Genomic DNA, 15930 nt, shown 5'->3' with positions numbered 1-15930 from the left:
TGACGGTATGTAAACTTATTTACATACATTTCTTCAACATTATTAATCTTATTCATTGAATACGCAGGAGCAGTCATCTGCTTAGCATTTGTCCACTCCCCAGTTCACATTATTTCAGATGGATCTCATGGTTCATCTTATAATTCTTTTTCAAAAATACTGGGCAATCCCATTCACAAACAAGGTCCTTAGCCAAGGAAACGATCCAGTCCTTTGTAATATGATACTTTTCCCCATCAACAGTAATAAACACTTCACCATCTGTCACATAGAAAACTTCCTGCTCTTCTACATGCCACGTTCCTTTATTCGGTTCGCCTACCCACGGTTCCCATGCGTTGGCACCTATTTGCTCTGCTTCTTCTGCTGTAAGTTTTTTCGCAAAAAACATGACAATCCTCTCTCTTTCTCTTTCTTATTGGTAATTTTGAAGGAATAAGTCTATAAATCTACTGTCTTAACATTTGTATTTTTTAAACGTTTAAACTCTTTTTTCATAAAGTATATGGCAATGAGAACACCTGGAATTTCTGCAGCAGGAGCAGCGTACCATACACCTTCTACACCCCAGTATTTCGGGAAAATAAATAGAAACGGTAACATGAACAACAATATTTTGCTTACACTAATAAACGTTGCGGACCAGTTTCTCTCTTGCGATTCGAAATAACCGGAGATAAGCAGGCTAACTGCACTAAGCGTAAACAAACAATTGAATACAACTGTCGTCCAAATGCCCAGTTTTTGCAATTCAGGATTACCACCGGAAAAAAATGACACAATTGGATCTGCAAAAATGACTAGTATGGCTGTCACGATTACAAAGAAGGAAACTGTAAAAATGAGTCCCATCTTAATTGCTTGTTTCACACGATCAAGGTTGCCCGCACCGTAATTATAACTAATAATCGGTTGAAGCCCTGTCATCCCACCAAGCGCTGCTAAGGCGAGGAGATTTGTAATATAACCGTTTTGAATCGTGAAAGCTGCAACGTGTAGACCACCACCGTAGCTTTGCAGTAAGTTGTTGGTGAAAATAATTGCAATAAACATCATGAACTGACTCGAGAAAGATGCAAAGCCCGTCCAAACCACTTCACCAATCTTCTTGAGATTAATCATCATATCTTTCATTTTTGGCTTAAGTTTTGTTTTACCAAACCAGAAATAAAAGATTAGGAGAACAGGAATCGATTGCGAAATCGTATTAGCCCATGAAGAACCCATCATCCCCATGTCATACTTCACTACCATAATCCATTCCATAGTCCCAGCAACAACCGCTGCGACTAACCAACTGTTCATTGATAATATAGGCTTTTCATCGATATTAGCTAAAATACTTAATACAACGGCCAATATCGTTAATGGCAACGAAATCCATAGCAGTCGGCTATATTGCACCGCATACGGAAGTGCTTCATCACTTGCTCCGAATAAAATCATAATATCATTTTCAAAGACCAACCCAAGTATAGCTAACAAAGAAGACAGGAAAAGAGTAAACCATAAAGTTTGTCCCATAATACTTCTAGCTTCTTCGATTTTCCCTTTCCCCAGTCGAAGTGAAATGACCGCTCCGGCTCCCACACCTAAAAGAACACCAATCATACGGGTAATAACCATGACCGTAAATCCAATTCCGATCCCTTCGACTTCCAGCTCCTGAAAACCACTGACGAAATAGCCATCAACAACCGATACAACTCCTAAAATTACGTTAGCCATAATTCCCGCCAAAGCAAACCGTAAATATAGTAACGGAATACTTTTGGTTCCTAGCACTGAATCATCCACCGGCTTATTCATTACTTCTGGTTGCTCTATTTTTGATGACGGACCGTTGTCCACTATTTTCATGAGCATATCCCCTTATAAATAATTTATATAGCACGTTTTGCTCAATTAATTCGCATACCACCCTACCGGATTTGCATGCTGGTGGATATTGATTTGCTTCGTTTCCATAAAGTGCTCCAGTCCGGCAACACCTAACGCTCTGCCGATGCCACTTTGCTTATACCCTCCCCAAGGACCTTCCACATAAGCGAGATGATAACTATTAATCCAAGTAATTCCCGCACGCAATTTACTAATGACACGTTTTGCCAGGTCCATATCTTCCGTAAATACAGCACCGGCTAATCCATAAATAGAATCATTCGCTTTTTGGATGGCATCTTCCTCATCTTTAAATTTCTGTACAACAAGGACTGGGCCAAAAATCTCTTCCTTCACAATACACATATTCTCATTTACATCAGCAAAGATTGTTGGTGCAATGAAAAACCCTCGATCAAGCCCATTTTCTGTTAAGCGCTTACCACCACAAACTAATTTTGCACCTTCTTCGATTCCTCTCTGAATATAATGTAAAACTTCATTCATATGAAACTCGTTTGTGAGCGCTCCCATTTCAATATTCTCACTTTCCCCGTTGCCAACTACAATTTTGTTCGCACGCTCGGCCAATCTTTCAACAAACTTATCATAAATAGTCTCTTGTACAAGTAAACGAGATGCAGCTGAACAAACTTGCCCAGCGTTGTGGAAAATACCAAACATCGCATTATCGACTGCGGTTTCAAAATCCACATCGTCGAACACAATAAGTGGAGATTTACCACCTAGTTCAAGTGTGATTTTTTTCATATTGCCTGCAGCTGCGCGCATAATACTTTGACCTGTTTTTGTTCCACCAGTAAAGGCAATTTTGTCGACATCATGGCTCTCTGCAAGCTCATTCCCAACCTTTGAACCAGGTCCCAATACTAAGTTTGCTACTCCATCCGGAAGTCCAACCTCTTCGATAATTTCAAATAACTTGAATACGCTTACAGGAGTGACGTCAGCAGGCTTAATTACAATTGTATTCCCTGCGGCAAGTGCAGGAGCAATTTGCCAAACAGCTAACATAAGCGGGAAATTCCAAGGTACAATAAGTCCACAAACACCAATCGGTTCATGAATAATAATCGTTTCTGAAGCATCATCACGAGTGTAAGATTCCTTTTTCATACCTTTAATCAAGTCAGCATAATAGCGGAAGCATTGAATCGATACAGGAATATCTATATAGGTTGTTGCACGGATAACCTTACCGTTATTTGCAGTTTCCAAACGGGCAATTTCAGCTGTATTCTCTTCAAGACGGTCTGCAATCTTATATAGATAGTCAGCTCTTTCATCAGCCGATAAACCCGACCAGATCCCGCTATCAAACGCTTTACGAGCCGCCTTAATTGCTATCTTCGCATCATCTGCTGATCCATGAGCAGACGTTGCAATAACCTCTCCGGTTGCAGGATTGATAATGTTTCGTCTAGCACCCGATAATGCTTCTACCCATTTCCCGTCAATGAACATGTTAATTTTCATAAACACCTCTCCTTTACGCGATAATATCTACCAGTTTGAAACCAATATGTGCTATATTGACCAGCATCGTTTTCTGATTATAAAATGGGAATGATTTAAGGCGTTCTTTTTCAAATCGATATCCACCTGCACTCCCCGTAACGATCCATTGTGCCAATAACTTACCAAACAATGTCGAGAGAGACGCGCCATGTCCCGTATAACCCGTTGCAAAATATGCGCCTTCTTTGGATCTACCGATAACAGGGAACGTATCAATTGTAACCCCGATAAATCCACCCCACCTGTAATCAATCTTGCTTCCTTCTAGTTTTGGCATTATTTTAACCATGGCATCGTAAACATTTTGATAAACAGCATCACCTAAGTTTGGACGAATATCGCCACCGCCAAATATGATCCGATTATCTGGTGTACGCCTGAAATAGTAAAGGAAACTGCTTGTATCAAAAACCATGCGATCTTTAGGAATGACACTATTCACTAGTGATTCTGGCAGCTGTTCAGTACCAATAATACGTGCCGAAATTGGCAGTACGCCTTTATTCAATTCAGCCATAATTTTTCCGGAGTAACCATCTGTAGCCACAATAATGTCTTTCGCTGTAACAGTACCTTTTTCTGTAATAACTTTCACACTATTTCGGCCGTACTCAATAGATAGTGCTTTCGAATGCTCAAAGATTTTTGCACCGATCGATTTAGCTGCTTCTCCCAAACCAATTGCATAGTTCAGTGGTTGGAACGAGTAACTCGAGTCGTCGACTAAGCAACCATAATATTGCGGGGAATCAATTTCTTGATGCAACTGACTTCGATTAAGCACGCTACATTCATATCCAAAATTTTTGTTTAAGTATTCGCTTTCAAGTTTCAACCCTTCAAAATGCTTGGCTTTGTAAGCCGCCACAATGTGACCTGTCTTTCTGAAGTTACAGTTGATTTGATGCTCGTCAATAATGTTTTTAACTAATTCAACACTAAGCAGAGAAAGATCGTTAAGCTGCCTCGCCTCTTCAGCACCATACTTCTTGGCAAGCTCCTGCATCGTTGACTTATAGCCTGGCAATACCATCCCGCCGTTGCGACCGCTTGCGCCATATCCGATTGTTTCCTGCTCAAGGACAATGACACTCTTCCCTAACTTTTGCAAATGATATGCAGAAGAAAGACCTGTGAAACCTGCGCCAATAATGACAACATCCGCCTCTTCATTTCCTTCAAGAGGTTTTCCTTTGTCATATCTGTTTGCAGTCGCTGTCCATAGTGAGAGTGTATCCATATGATCCATCTTATCCATAGCTAATCCTTCTCCTTTCGTGACATGTATGTTACAATACAGTCAAAAATATTCTTAATATTCAAACTTATTGAGTTAATAATATGACTTGGAGTTTCCTCCAAGTCAATAGCTATTTGAGAGTTTTTTGAATTCATTTTGCGAAAAAAGTGGAGTAACTCCACTTTTTTCATTGGGGGTACATCTATGAAAATTGGTACATTTGCGAAGCTTTTTCATGTTACGACTGATACTGTTCGTTATTACATTGAACTAGGATTATTAATACCAGACAAAAAAAACACTCAGTATCAAATGAACCAATTGTGTTTCGACGACATGACTTTTATTACTGAGCTGAAAAAATTTCATTTTTCATTGATAGAAATCCAACGAATTTTATCATATCGGCGTGTCACAAACTTCTCGGACCATGAGGATATCGACTACTACAACAACTCGCTCATTGATAAAAAGGACGAGCTAACCAAGAAAAAAGAAGACATATCAAAAGCTATCCAATTGATTGAAAAAGCGGTTCAAACTAGCTCGCCTTCATCCAAAGAAGAAAGTATTACAGGAATCCCGCTTGACTTTGTAAATTTTCTCTATTGTCCAAAATGCCGCATTCCACTTGAAATGAAAGATGTAACGATTAAAAAAGTCTACATTCACACGGGGAGTTTAACTTGTAGCTGTGGATACGAAGCAGCTATCGAGGAGGGTATTATCATTACCGCGAACTTGTACGAGACGTCTCCTTATCCATCTTATTTTTACGATAAAGAAACGATTAAAGAGATCAATCCCAAAATGATTAACTTATTTGAAAAAAGTAATTTTCGATTTCAAAAAGTTCTACAAAATATAGATTTGAAAAACAAATTAATTGTGGAAACAAACGTTGATGCTTTTGTATCACTACCCAAATATATCGATGTTCTTGAACCAAGCGCAAACTATGTATTCAGTGGCTATTCGCTTGCAATGCTCAAGAAGGTGAGAAATAGAATTGAGCGTATGAATCCGAAGCCACGCGTCCTTTATATTTTGAATTCAGATTTAAATCTACCATTGAAACCGCTTAGCATCGATGTTTTTGTGGATAGTTTTACAATAACTGATTTTTCACTGCTCAACCCAGAGTTCCCAAGTCATGTTCTAAAAAACTATTTACATAACAGTTCAACAATTGTCGGTGGATACTCGTATTATGATAACTCGGCCAAATCCTTGAAAAATATTTCAGCCTTATATCCAAATTCCCATGAGCATATTTTACATCCAAAATACTTAGAAGAAAATTTATCAGTTAACGGATTTCAAATCATGCAAAATGAAAATATCGGTTACTGTACAGATCCAGGACCTTATTTCGATTATCATGTAAGAGACGAAAAATTCCACATGCTCATGTATTTGGCTAATACGAAACAATAGCACAAAAAGCGCCATCACAAGTGACGGCGCTTTTTCTATGTAAGAGCTACTAGAAGGTACCCTTCTAGCCTACTCCCATTTATAAGTCCAAAACTGTTCAAGTTGCAGCCATTTTAATGTTGCTGCGTCTTTGTTTTTTATTTTTGCATGCGTTTCTTCTAGCATCGCTTCCGTTTGTGAACGATGCGCGCCTAGTGCAGCTAATTTATGTTCAAATACTTCACTAATATTATTTACAACATCCGGTTCACCGAGTACTGCTTCGCGATTTCTTGTAATCGCAACCGCATGAATGGCTGGACGTTCTTCTTTTGGCATACGTGATACAGCGCGAACTACAGCGCGGCCAAATGCATCATGATCCGGATGTACGCCGTGTTCTGGATAAAATGTAATAATTCGAGATGGATTTACTTCTTGAATAATCGCTTCGATTTTATCGGCAACAAAATCAACATCTTCAAATTCTAACGTTTTATCATGGAAACCGAGCATTCTTAAATCTTGAATCCCCATCGCTTCACATGCATCTTTTAATTCTTTTTCACGTATATTTGGAATCGTTTCACGGTTAGCGAATACGTTTTTCCCCATGTTACGTCCCATTTGTCCAAGAGTACCACATGCGTACGTTACAGGTACTCCTTGATCTGTTAATAAGCGAATTGTTCCTCCCGCAGCAAATGCTTCATCATCTGGATGCGGAAATACAACAAGTACATGTCTCTCCATAAGTTTCCCTCCTTCTTACTTAAATGGCGTTAAGCTTAGCTCAAGCGCTACCGCTAAGCGGCCTTGGTTATCATGCCCTGCTAGTAATAAACGCTCTTTATCGTCTACTTCCCAGTGCGTAATGCCTTCTGCATATACCCAGCCATGATCCATTTTCAAACCAACTCGGTATGGGTTTGTTCCAGTTATTTTCCCACGCTCAAAGCGAATAATTGCATTTCGAATGAATGCTCCTACTGTCATCATCTTTTCATTAAAGTGTGACGCATACGCTCCGTTTGTCGTTTCTAAATGAATATATACATCTTTATTTACAAAACGTTCGATTTCATTTTGAATAAGAGAACTATCTTTTACTATTTCCATCGGAATTCACCTCTTTAAACCATTTTACGCAAAAATAATGTAAATTGCTATCTCTATATTAGAGGACAACGCTCACTTTTCCTAATAATTTGCACTGTGTTTTTTTATTTTTTTATATCATATGTAGAATTGATGTTTTTTCCTTCACTTTGTTAAATAGTTTTCTTTCTTTTTTGAATTTGCTACAATATAAATTACGCAGAGGGATGCATTTTTACAATTGAATACATACTTTAAAGAAGGTGACATGTTTGGAACATTCAGCACATGAAGTAGCAAATTGGCAATATTATTTTGCAATTGCCGTATTTTTAGTCACGTACGGTTTTATTATTTCTGAGAAATTGAATCGTGCTGTAATCGCACTATTCGGTGCTGCTATTATGATTATTTTTGGAATTGTAGATTTACATACTGCTTTCACATCACATATTCAATGGGAAACAATCACCCTTTTAATTGGGATGATGATTCTCGTACATATTACGAGTCAATCAGGCGTATTTGAATTTGTAGCCATTAAAGCAGCAAAAACAGCTGGCGGAAAACCAATCCGCATTTTATTATTACTATCCCTATTAACCGCTGTCGGTTCTGCATTTTTGGACAACGTAACAACCGTATTATTAATCGTACCTGTTACACTATCCATTACACGTATTTTAAAAGTAAATCCTGTTCCTTATTTGATTTCAGAAGTACTATTTTCAAATATAGGTGGAACAGCAACATTAATTGGTGACCCACCGAACATTATGATTGGATCAGCTAATAAGCATTTAGACTTTAATGCCTTTTTACTAAACTTAGCTCCAATCGTAATCATTATTTCTATCGTTACACTTGGCATTATTTACTTCATGTATCGCAACAAACTAAAAACAACGCCTGAGCAAATCGAAAAGCTAATGGCATTAAATGAAAAAGATTATATTAAAGATCAGAGCCTCCTTTTAAAATCCATTACGATTTTAGGACTAACTATTTTAGGCTTTGTACTTCATTCTATTATTCATGTAGACGCTGCCGTTATTGCGATGACAGGTGCTACACTTCTTATGTTAATCGGTGTGAAAGAACATGATATTGAAGATGTATTTGCCCACGTTGAATGGGTAACAATTTTCTTCTTCGCTGGACTATTCGTTCTCGTTGGCGGATTAATTGATATCGGACTTATTTCTTCACTTGCAAAAGAAGTACTCGACGTAACAAATGGCGATATCGGTTTCGCTGCTATACTTATCTTATGGGTATCTGGCATCGCATCTGCGACAATTGATAACATCCCATTTGTCGCAACGATGATTCCACTTATTCAAGATTTAGCTACAGGACTCGGACTATCTGTCGATTCTCCGCAAATTGAAGTACTATGGTGGGCGTTATCACTTGGAGCTTGCCTAGGAGGCAACGGAACATTAATTGGAGCATCAGCAAACGTAGTCGTTGCTGGTATTGCAAAACGTGAAGGACATGGGTTCTCTTATATGGACTTCTTAAAAATCGGTTTCCCCTTAACGATCATTGCGCTATTGTTATCACATGCTTACATTTATTTACGTTATTTAATGTAGAAGTTGTATTGCATGAAATTATGTCGTCAAATAAAAAAGGTTTGCAGCACTATGCTACAAACCTTTTTTCATCACCAAAATATACCTATAATTGCTAATCCACCTAAAATCATACCACCAATTTGTCCGATGATTGTTGGTGATAGTTGAACACCTTTTCTCACTTCAACAACTGGTCTTTCGTGCCTTAGTTGCTGCACTTCACTTTGAAGTTGATGTACACTTCCGTGTAGTTCTTTAATTAGTTCTTTTAATTCAGCGACCTCTTCATTTACTGGCTTACTTTTTTCTAAGTTCATCTCGCATAACTCCTTATAAATTCAATCAGTTCACTGTAAAATTTCGCCAATTATCGTTATATCTCCTGCATACTACATATATAATATGGAATGTACCTTTATTAACAAGACCCTGTTAAGAACAAATTTAGATATTTTAAAAAGACAACTTTCATTAGTTCTTTATATATATAAAGGACTAATATATTCAACAATTCTATTCTTTATAGTTTCTTTTTCATACAAAAAGCTTCACTAAAATTTAGCAGGTGTACCTTGATGAAAATACATTTGCCATCTTCCTTCTCTAAATTTCCATATCGAACTACGTAACGAGTGTTGATTATTTATTTCATTGAATATTCGATAAGTAGTTAATGCTACATCTTTGGATAATGGATGTACTTCGAAATCACTCAAAGTCATTTTTACCACACCAATTCCACTTTTATCGATATCCTCATTTTTATATAAAACTTTACCAGAACTCCCAAACTCAAAAAAATCAGCGGCAAGTATCTTTTTAAGCTCCTTTTGAGATGTGCGAACCCCTGGTTTAAGTAATCGTTCCTCTAGCTGATATAAACACTCTCTTAATGAAGATAAACCTTCCATTAGTACACTCCTCCGCTCATAATTACCCAAATATTACAACTTTTCACTCTACACTACACAATTATTCTGTATGTTTTTGCTAGTTCTGCAGCTCTATCCATTCATCCCGCAATATCCCCATAATCATACGATCAAAACACTTTCCGTCTCGCTGAACTGCTTCTCTCATACACCCTTCCATCTGAAAACCCATCTTTTTATACAACGCAATGGCTGCTTTATTATAAGAAATAACATCGAGACCGACGCGGTGTAAATTCATTTCATAGAACGCATACTTTAGAATAATATGTATCGCTTCTTTCCCATATCCCTTCCCTCTATCATTTGCCTCTCCTATACCAATTGCTAATAGACCTGTTCTGTTATTCCACTCTATGCCGTGAATTGCAACAAAACCAATTAAACGATCATCTTGAACTGTTCTTAACATGAAAGAAATACTATTCGATCTCCGTCCCTTTAATAGCCCATCACTCGCTATTTCATGTAACGATTGCGGGAATGCTAAGTCTGTATCTACATTTCTTAAATATTCACTATCTTCTTGCCACACAGCCATTACTTCAGCATCTGTCGCTCTAATAGCTGATAATTTAATAGTTTTATTTTGAAAAAGATTCATTGTCATCTAAAACTCCCCTTTTTTTAAAATAGCGGGGACAATTATTCTGGCCTATTATCCCCTTGTCCTTTGAACTGTTGTATTAACGGGATACTTACAATAAGCGCTGACATTGGCACATCTCCCTTGCATTGAATTAACTTCATTGTATAATTTTTCATTTATTCTAACAATAACAACGATAAAAAGACCCTCCAAATTTAGAGGGCCTTTCCTAATAGCAAAACTGTATTATTTCGTAAACATTTTCTCTGCTTCATCCATTGCCATTTTGTTACCTAAAGCAGAATAGTCAAGCCATGGTTGATCATTAATAATGTATACGTGCTTACCTTTAACAGCTTTTAAGTCTTTCCAAATTGGTGTTTCTTGCAGTTGTTTAAATGCTGCTTTCGCTTTATCATCTCTATTTACAACAACGAAAATAGCATCTGCGTCAAAGTCAGGTAATACTTCTTGTGAAATTACTTCGAAAGGACGGTTTCCATCAATTTTCTCTACACCATTTGCAGGTTGTAATCCTAAGTCTTGGAATAAAATTGGTCCCATCGGTCTTTTCGTACTAAATACACGTAATTCTTTTGCAGTAACGCGAATTGCCATTACTTTTTCGTTAGTACCTAACTCTTTATCTATTAAACTTTTTACTCGTTTTGATTGTTCTTCATAGTCTTGAATATATTTATCTGCTTCTTTCTCACGGTTTACAAGTTTACCTACTTCTTTTAAATGATCTCTCCACGTACCTTCATCTAAATTAAAAGTATGTGTTTTTGCAATTTTTTCGTATTTCGCTAAATCTTTACCAGCATATTTTTCATCAACATAAATTTCAGATGGCTTTAATTGAAGTAACGCTTCCATATTCGGATCTGTTACAACGCCAAGTTTCTTCGTATCTTTCAACTGTTCTTTCACGTGAGGTAAGAAATCTTTTAAATCTCCACCAATTACAGAACCTACCGGTGTAATTCCTAATGCAAGTAAGTTATTCGTTAAATGAATAGACATAGAAGCAATTTTTGGATCATTACTTTTTTCAGTTTTTTTAGTTGCCTCTTCACTAGATTTCGTTTGACCACATGCTGATAATACTAAAATAAACATAATGCTAAATAAAATAGTAAGTTTCTTTTTCATATGTTCTCCTCTTTGAAGTATTTATTTTGTTTTTGTAAGTAAATAAAGAAAATATGGCGCACCTAAAGCCGCTACTACTACGCCAGCTGGAATAGAGTTTGGCTCAAATAAAGATCGCCCTATCGTATCCGCGAGTACTAAAATAATCATTCCAATTATGCCAGCTAACGGAAGGAAATGTTGATATGTACTACCTACTAACTTTCTTGCGATATGCGGAGAAACTAAGCCGATAAAGCCAATTCCCCCTGCCATTGATACACTTGCACAAGACAATCCTACCGCTGTAGCTAAAAGCAGTAACCGTTCTTTTTGAACAGATACACCAAGTCCTGCTGCTACACTATCACCTAGTGACAGTGCATTTAACGTTTTGGATTTCAGCCATGCGTACGGAGTTAGTATCAAAATCCAAGGTAATAATGCTAGGACATGAATCCAATCTCTTCCCCACACGTTACCAACTAACCACCTAGAAGCGAATGTATACGTCTCATCATTTAACTTGAGCGAGAAAAATAACGAAAGTGCACTAAAACCAGCTGAAACTGCAATACCAACAAGAATAAGTCTAATGGGAAGTAAACCTTTCGACCGATCACTCGCAAGCAAAACAATAAGAAATGCAGCTAACACTCCTCCGCCAAATGTAAATAACGGTATTAAAATCGATGCACTCTCGTTAATAGAATGAAAGAAAGTAACAAATACAATAAGCCCGAAAGATGCACCCGAGTGTAATCCGAGAATACCAGGATCTGCGAGAGCATTCCGAGATAATCCTTGCAAAATCGCACCGGAAACTCCAAGGCCAATACCAGCTAACATTGTGATTATAATTCTTGGCATACGATAATCGTATAGCACGGTTGCACTCTCAAAATCACCATAGCCAAAAAGCGTTTGAATTACTTTGAGCGGTGCGATGCTCAGCGTTCCCGTATTTAAGCTAATCAAAACTATAGCAATACTTATACATCCGAAAATTGTAGTTACAGTAATAGCTTTCTTTTTATCCGTGCTAAAAAGATTCTTCACTTATAGCTCACTCCCAACTTTACGTGCTATATAGAGGAAGAACGGAACTCCAACAAGAGCTACCATAATTCCTATCGCAAGTTCTTTAGGAGGATTTACTGTTCTTGCTCCTAAATCAGCTAAAACTAATAAAATAGCTCCTAATAATGCTGACATAGGAATAATAAGTTGATAATTAACACCTACTAATTTTCTAGCAATGTGCGGGATGACCAATCCTACAAATCCAATGGAACCAACAGCTGAAACAGAAACACCTGCTAGAATCACTACCATAATCATCCCGAGTATTCTCGTTCGGTTCGTTTTTACACCTAAATTTGTAGCGACATCATCCCCCATGGATATGAGTGAAATAGATCGCCCTAGCGCTGTCGCAAAAACAATTGTTATGAGAATAATAGGCACTAAAAATTTCAAGTGTTCCCACTTAACTCCCGCAACACCACCAGCATACCAAAACGCTAAATCTTGGCTTAAGTCATAATAAATCGCGACACCTGAACTTAACGAATGTAAAAGCGCGGCCATAACTGCCCCTGCAATCGTTAACCTCATCGGCGTTAGCCCGCCTGATGTTGCTGATCCAATAATAAAAATGAGTACTGTACTTAAAACTGCTCCAATAAAGGAGACAATCATTAAATAGGAATACGGCATATGCGGGAAAAAAGCAAAGCTAAGTGCTACTACAAACATCGCACCTGCATTTATTCCAAGTACACCTGCATCAGCTAAAGGATTTCGTGTTACCCCTTGCATAACAGCTCCAGCAACTGCAAAAGCAGCTCCTACAACTGCTGCGCCAATTACCCTTGGGAGCCTTAATTCATAAATAATTTGATGCTGTGTTAATTTCGGATTATAATCAAAAACCGCTGCCCACACAGTTTGCAAATGGATATCCTTTGCACCAAATGCAACGGCTAAAAATATAGCTCCAATTAAACATATAATTGTTAAGCTCATGAAACATATGAACTTAATATGTATCCAGCGATTATTGCCAGCATGTACAGTAGACTTATGTAACATGTTTCATTTCATCCTTTATATTCAGTTCTTTTTTATAATTATTTTTTATTTATAATCATTATTGATAATAATTATCATTTTCATTTAGATATTATATCCCCACTTTTTTTAAATAGCAAACTATTTTTTTACTTTGTTAAACTATCAAAATACTTATTACAATTCCCTTCTAAAACTTCCAAATACATGCAAAATGATGTACTGTTTTATTTTCAAATTTGTAGTATACTAAGTTATTATTTTGATTTTTCAAATAATAATCCTGAAGGTGAAAACATGTTTTATGTAAAACAACTACTCTATTTTACTTATGAACAAGCATTATCCTGTTTGTTCCCTGTCGTTATTTTTTTAACACTTGCTCTTTCAAAAATCATTTCGATTCCAGGGCTGTACCGATATGATTTCATACTCATCGTATGTCTTCTTATGCAGTGGATTATGTACAAAACAGGTCTTGAAACAAAAGATGAACTAAAAGTAATTACTGTCTTCCACCTCATCGGCCTTTTACTAGAAATATATAAAGTACATTTCGGTTCATGGAGTTATCCTGAAGAGGCGTATTCAAAAGTTTTCGGAGTTCCGCTTTACAGCGGTTTTATGTATGCGAGTGTCGCAAGTTACATATGCCAAGCGTGGAGAAGATTGCATTTACAAATGCATCATTGGCCGAAAGCTATTTTTGCAATACCTCTAGGAGCAATGATTTACTTTAATTTTTTTACACATCATTTTCTATATGACTTTAGATGGGTATTAACTTTAATTTTATTCATTGTTTTCTTTCGCACATTTGTGGAATTTTCATTACGAGGCGTTACATATAAAATGCCGCTCGTACTCTCATTTTTCCTTATCGGATTCTTTATTTGGATTGCAGAAAACATCGCTACCTTCTTCGGAGCATGGCAATATCCAAATCAACGGGAAACATGGAGCCTCGTTCACTTAAGCAAAATTAGCTCATGGTTTTTACTCGTTGTTATTAGCATTATGATTTTTACACAACTCAAACATTTGAAGCAGTCGAAAAGATAATGCTGATTATGTAAAAACAGTTAGCCCATCACTCATTAGAGAGTGATGGGCCTTTTTTAAACCATCCTCATCAAAGGCATTATAGGTTCATCATAATTTACGAGAGCATAAGCAGTTGCACATTATGAACTAGTACTAGCAGAAGAGGTTGCTGCAGATGAAGCGGCAATCGTTGCCATCATAGCTGCCTGTTGTGCTTGTATTAGGACTTCTATCATAGTTTGTAAACCTGTGTTGGTAGCTTTACTCTCCTCACCTTTCTGACTTACGAACAGTTGAATAGCAATAAGAATATTCGTATCTGTATGCCAACGGAATAATTTCTCCCCCTGCAATTTTTCAATCAACGCTTTAATAGAATGAATCTCTTTTTCTCCATCCTCAAGTAACGCTAGTAGCCCGATAGCTGGATAATGCATCTGTTTCACTTTTACCTTTTCTTGTTTTAACAACTTCCATATGTTTGTGCATTTTGCAACTAACATTTCTTCACGGACATCCTTCTTTAGTGAGAGGATATGACTTAAAAACTGAAGATCATTCCCTTTACGCAAACCAGCTTTCGCTAGTTTCTGATAAAGACGTTCTACTCGGTCCATAAGTGTTTCTACATTCTCTGATTGTCCTGCTAGTAAAACCGCGAGTGGATAATCATTTGTACCTGTAAGAAAAAGATGATCCTCTTTCATCCGTTTATATACTTGCATCGAACGCTGAATGTGCGTGCCATGCTGTTCATTTTCTTCTGTTAAAAGCACAGCTGCTGCGAGATAAGTAAATATACTCCGGCTAAAGCCACCAGCGACCAATTGTTCATATAAATCTAAAAACCTCTGAAAAGCTTCCTTGTAATCTGTAAAGTGAATATCTAATGTTGCGGACACCACAAAGCGATGATAAGACTTTAAGTATGAAAACATCCCTACCTGATTCTTAATATAACTACTAATTTCTAAAAAACGTCCGAGATCAAACAGTTTATCACTACCTGCATACATAGCAGCAATCATCATACCTGTTCGAGAATCACTCGTTTTCCATTTTAGTTCTCCCTTTAACTGTGCATATGTATGTGTGTATTGCTCCAACTTTTGTTCCAATGTAATCATAGTATTCCCCCATTTTCTAGTTCCTCTCTTTTATTATACGTATATTCCATATTTAGGAATACCCTATTTCATACAGATTTTGCAACCTTATACTTTCTTCTGTATTATTTTCAATATTTTTCTATTAAGTAATACAAAAAAAATAATAACTACCATAAAATTTAGGATGTTTCTTTATCCTAATTGGTTGGTTGGTTTTCTTTCCTTCTTCATCAGCATCACGATGATTAGCGTTCATAATCCTTAATCCTTCAAGAAGTTCAACAACAAAAAAGGA

15 protein-coding genes and 1 pseudogene are annotated in these 15930 nt (G+C 37.0%); 3 read left to right on the top strand and 13 right to left on the bottom strand.

Going from position 1 to position 15930, the window contains the following annotated elements; genetic code table 11:
• Positions 1 to 109: 109 nt before the first annotated feature.
• Genes NSS74_RS07145 through NSS74_RS07130 form a run of 4 tightly spaced genes read right to left on the bottom strand, consistent with a single transcriptional unit; the run spans position 110 to position 4678 of the window.
• Positions 110 to 391 (bottom strand): cupin domain-containing protein, encoded by a 282-nt coding sequence (locus NSS74_RS07145; protein WP_002033467.1) that lies wholly within the window; start codon positions 389 to 391, stop codon positions 110 to 112.
• Between the two features lie 50 nt (positions 392 to 441).
• Positions 442 to 1860: an MATE family efflux transporter gene (locus tag NSS74_RS07140; protein WP_002142589.1), complete on the bottom strand. Its 1419-nt coding sequence runs from the start codon at positions 1858 to 1860 to the stop codon at positions 442 to 444.
• Positions 1861 to 1905: 45 nt separating this feature from the next.
• The gene (locus NSS74_RS07135; protein WP_002142592.1) at positions 1906 to 3378 is read right to left on the bottom strand and encodes an aldehyde dehydrogenase family protein; all 1473 of its coding nucleotides are present in this window, start codon (positions 3376 to 3378) and stop codon (positions 1906 to 1908) included.
• 13 nt (positions 3379 to 3391) lie between these two features.
• The gene (locus tag NSS74_RS07130; RefSeq protein ID WP_002033464.1) at positions 3392 to 4678 is read right to left on the bottom strand and encodes an NAD(P)/FAD-dependent oxidoreductase; all 1287 of its coding nucleotides are present in this window, start codon (positions 4676 to 4678) and stop codon (positions 3392 to 3394) included.
• Positions 4679 to 4864: 186 nt separating this feature from the next.
• Between NSS74_RS07130 and NSS74_RS07125 the strand changes: the two genes are divergently transcribed.
• Positions 4865 to 6097: a MerR family transcriptional regulator gene (locus tag NSS74_RS07125; RefSeq protein WP_002142594.1), complete on the top strand. Its 1233-nt coding sequence runs from the start codon at positions 4865 to 4867 to the stop codon at positions 6095 to 6097.
• Between the two features lie 69 nt (positions 6098 to 6166).
• On the opposite strand, the gene bshB2 is transcribed toward NSS74_RS07125, so the two are convergent.
• Both bshB2 and NSS74_RS07115 read right to left on the bottom strand, forming a co-directional pair.
• Positions 6167 to 6829: a bacillithiol biosynthesis deacetylase BshB2 gene (bshB2, locus tag NSS74_RS07120; RefSeq protein ID WP_000439465.1), complete on the bottom strand. Its 663-nt coding sequence runs from the start codon at positions 6827 to 6829 to the stop codon at positions 6167 to 6169.
• A gap of 15 nt (positions 6830 to 6844) precedes the next feature.
• On the bottom strand, positions 6845 to 7195 hold the full coding sequence (locus tag NSS74_RS07115) for a YojF family protein (protein WP_000407039.1): 351 nt from the start codon (positions 7193 to 7195) through the stop codon (positions 6845 to 6847).
• Between the two features lie 251 nt (positions 7196 to 7446).
• Between NSS74_RS07115 and NSS74_RS07110 the strand changes: the two genes are divergently transcribed.
• Positions 7447 to 8772 (top strand): ArsB/NhaD family transporter, encoded by a 1326-nt coding sequence (locus NSS74_RS07110; RefSeq protein WP_002142598.1) that lies wholly within the window; start codon positions 7447 to 7449, stop codon positions 8770 to 8772.
• Between the two features lie 71 nt (positions 8773 to 8843).
• Here the strand turns inward: NSS74_RS07110 and NSS74_RS07105 are convergent, their stop codons facing one another.
• From NSS74_RS07105 to NSS74_RS07080, 6 genes are all read right to left on the bottom strand, one after another.
• On the bottom strand, positions 8844 to 9071 hold the full coding sequence (locus NSS74_RS07105) for a hypothetical protein (protein WP_002033458.1): 228 nt from the start codon (positions 9069 to 9071) through the stop codon (positions 8844 to 8846).
• A 234-nt stretch (positions 9072 to 9305) separates the two neighbouring features.
• Positions 9306 to 9665: a nuclear transport factor 2 family protein gene (locus NSS74_RS07100; RefSeq protein ID WP_002033457.1), complete on the bottom strand. Its 360-nt coding sequence runs from the start codon at positions 9663 to 9665 to the stop codon at positions 9306 to 9308.
• A gap of 79 nt (positions 9666 to 9744) precedes the next feature.
• Complete coding sequence (locus tag NSS74_RS07095; RefSeq protein WP_002142599.1) at positions 9745 to 10296, bottom strand: GNAT family N-acetyltransferase; 552 nt, start codon at positions 10294 to 10296, stop codon at positions 9745 to 9747.
• A 225-nt stretch (positions 10297 to 10521) separates the two neighbouring features.
• Positions 10522 to 11430, bottom strand: coding sequence for an iron-hydroxamate ABC transporter substrate-binding protein (locus tag NSS74_RS07090; protein WP_016120578.1), 909 nt, complete (start codon positions 11428 to 11430; stop codon positions 10522 to 10524).
• A gap of 21 nt (positions 11431 to 11451) precedes the next feature.
• Positions 11452 to 12468, bottom strand: a complete 1017-nt coding sequence (locus NSS74_RS07085; RefSeq protein ID WP_002142602.1) for a FecCD family ABC transporter permease — start codon at positions 12466 to 12468, stop codon at positions 11452 to 11454.
• The gene (locus tag NSS74_RS07080) at positions 12469 to 13503 is read right to left on the bottom strand and encodes a FecCD family ABC transporter permease (RefSeq protein ID WP_002142603.1); all 1035 of its coding nucleotides are present in this window, start codon (positions 13501 to 13503) and stop codon (positions 12469 to 12471) included.
• 276 nt (positions 13504 to 13779) lie between these two features.
• On the opposite strand from NSS74_RS07080, the gene NSS74_RS07075 reads away from it, so the two are divergent.
• Positions 13780 to 14544 carry a DUF817 domain-containing protein gene (locus tag NSS74_RS07075; protein ID WP_340813332.1) on the top strand — a complete coding sequence of 255 codons (765 nt, stop codon included), beginning with the start codon at positions 13780 to 13782 and terminating at the stop codon, positions 14542 to 14544.
• Between the two features lie 122 nt (positions 14545 to 14666).
• Here the strand turns inward: NSS74_RS07075 and NSS74_RS07070 are convergent.
• Positions 14667 to 15703, bottom strand: a pseudogene (locus tag NSS74_RS07070) (DUF4003 domain-containing protein).
• Positions 15704 to 15930 lie beyond the last annotated feature (227 nt).

This window comes from Bacillus sp. FSL E2-8868, from assembly GCF_038005505.1.
Classification (GTDB): Bacteria; Bacillota; Bacilli; order Bacillales; family Bacillaceae_G; genus Bacillus_A; species Bacillus_A mycoides.
The sequence above is the reverse complement of the archived record's forward strand: the minus strand, read 5'-3'. Positions and strand labels throughout refer to the sequence as shown.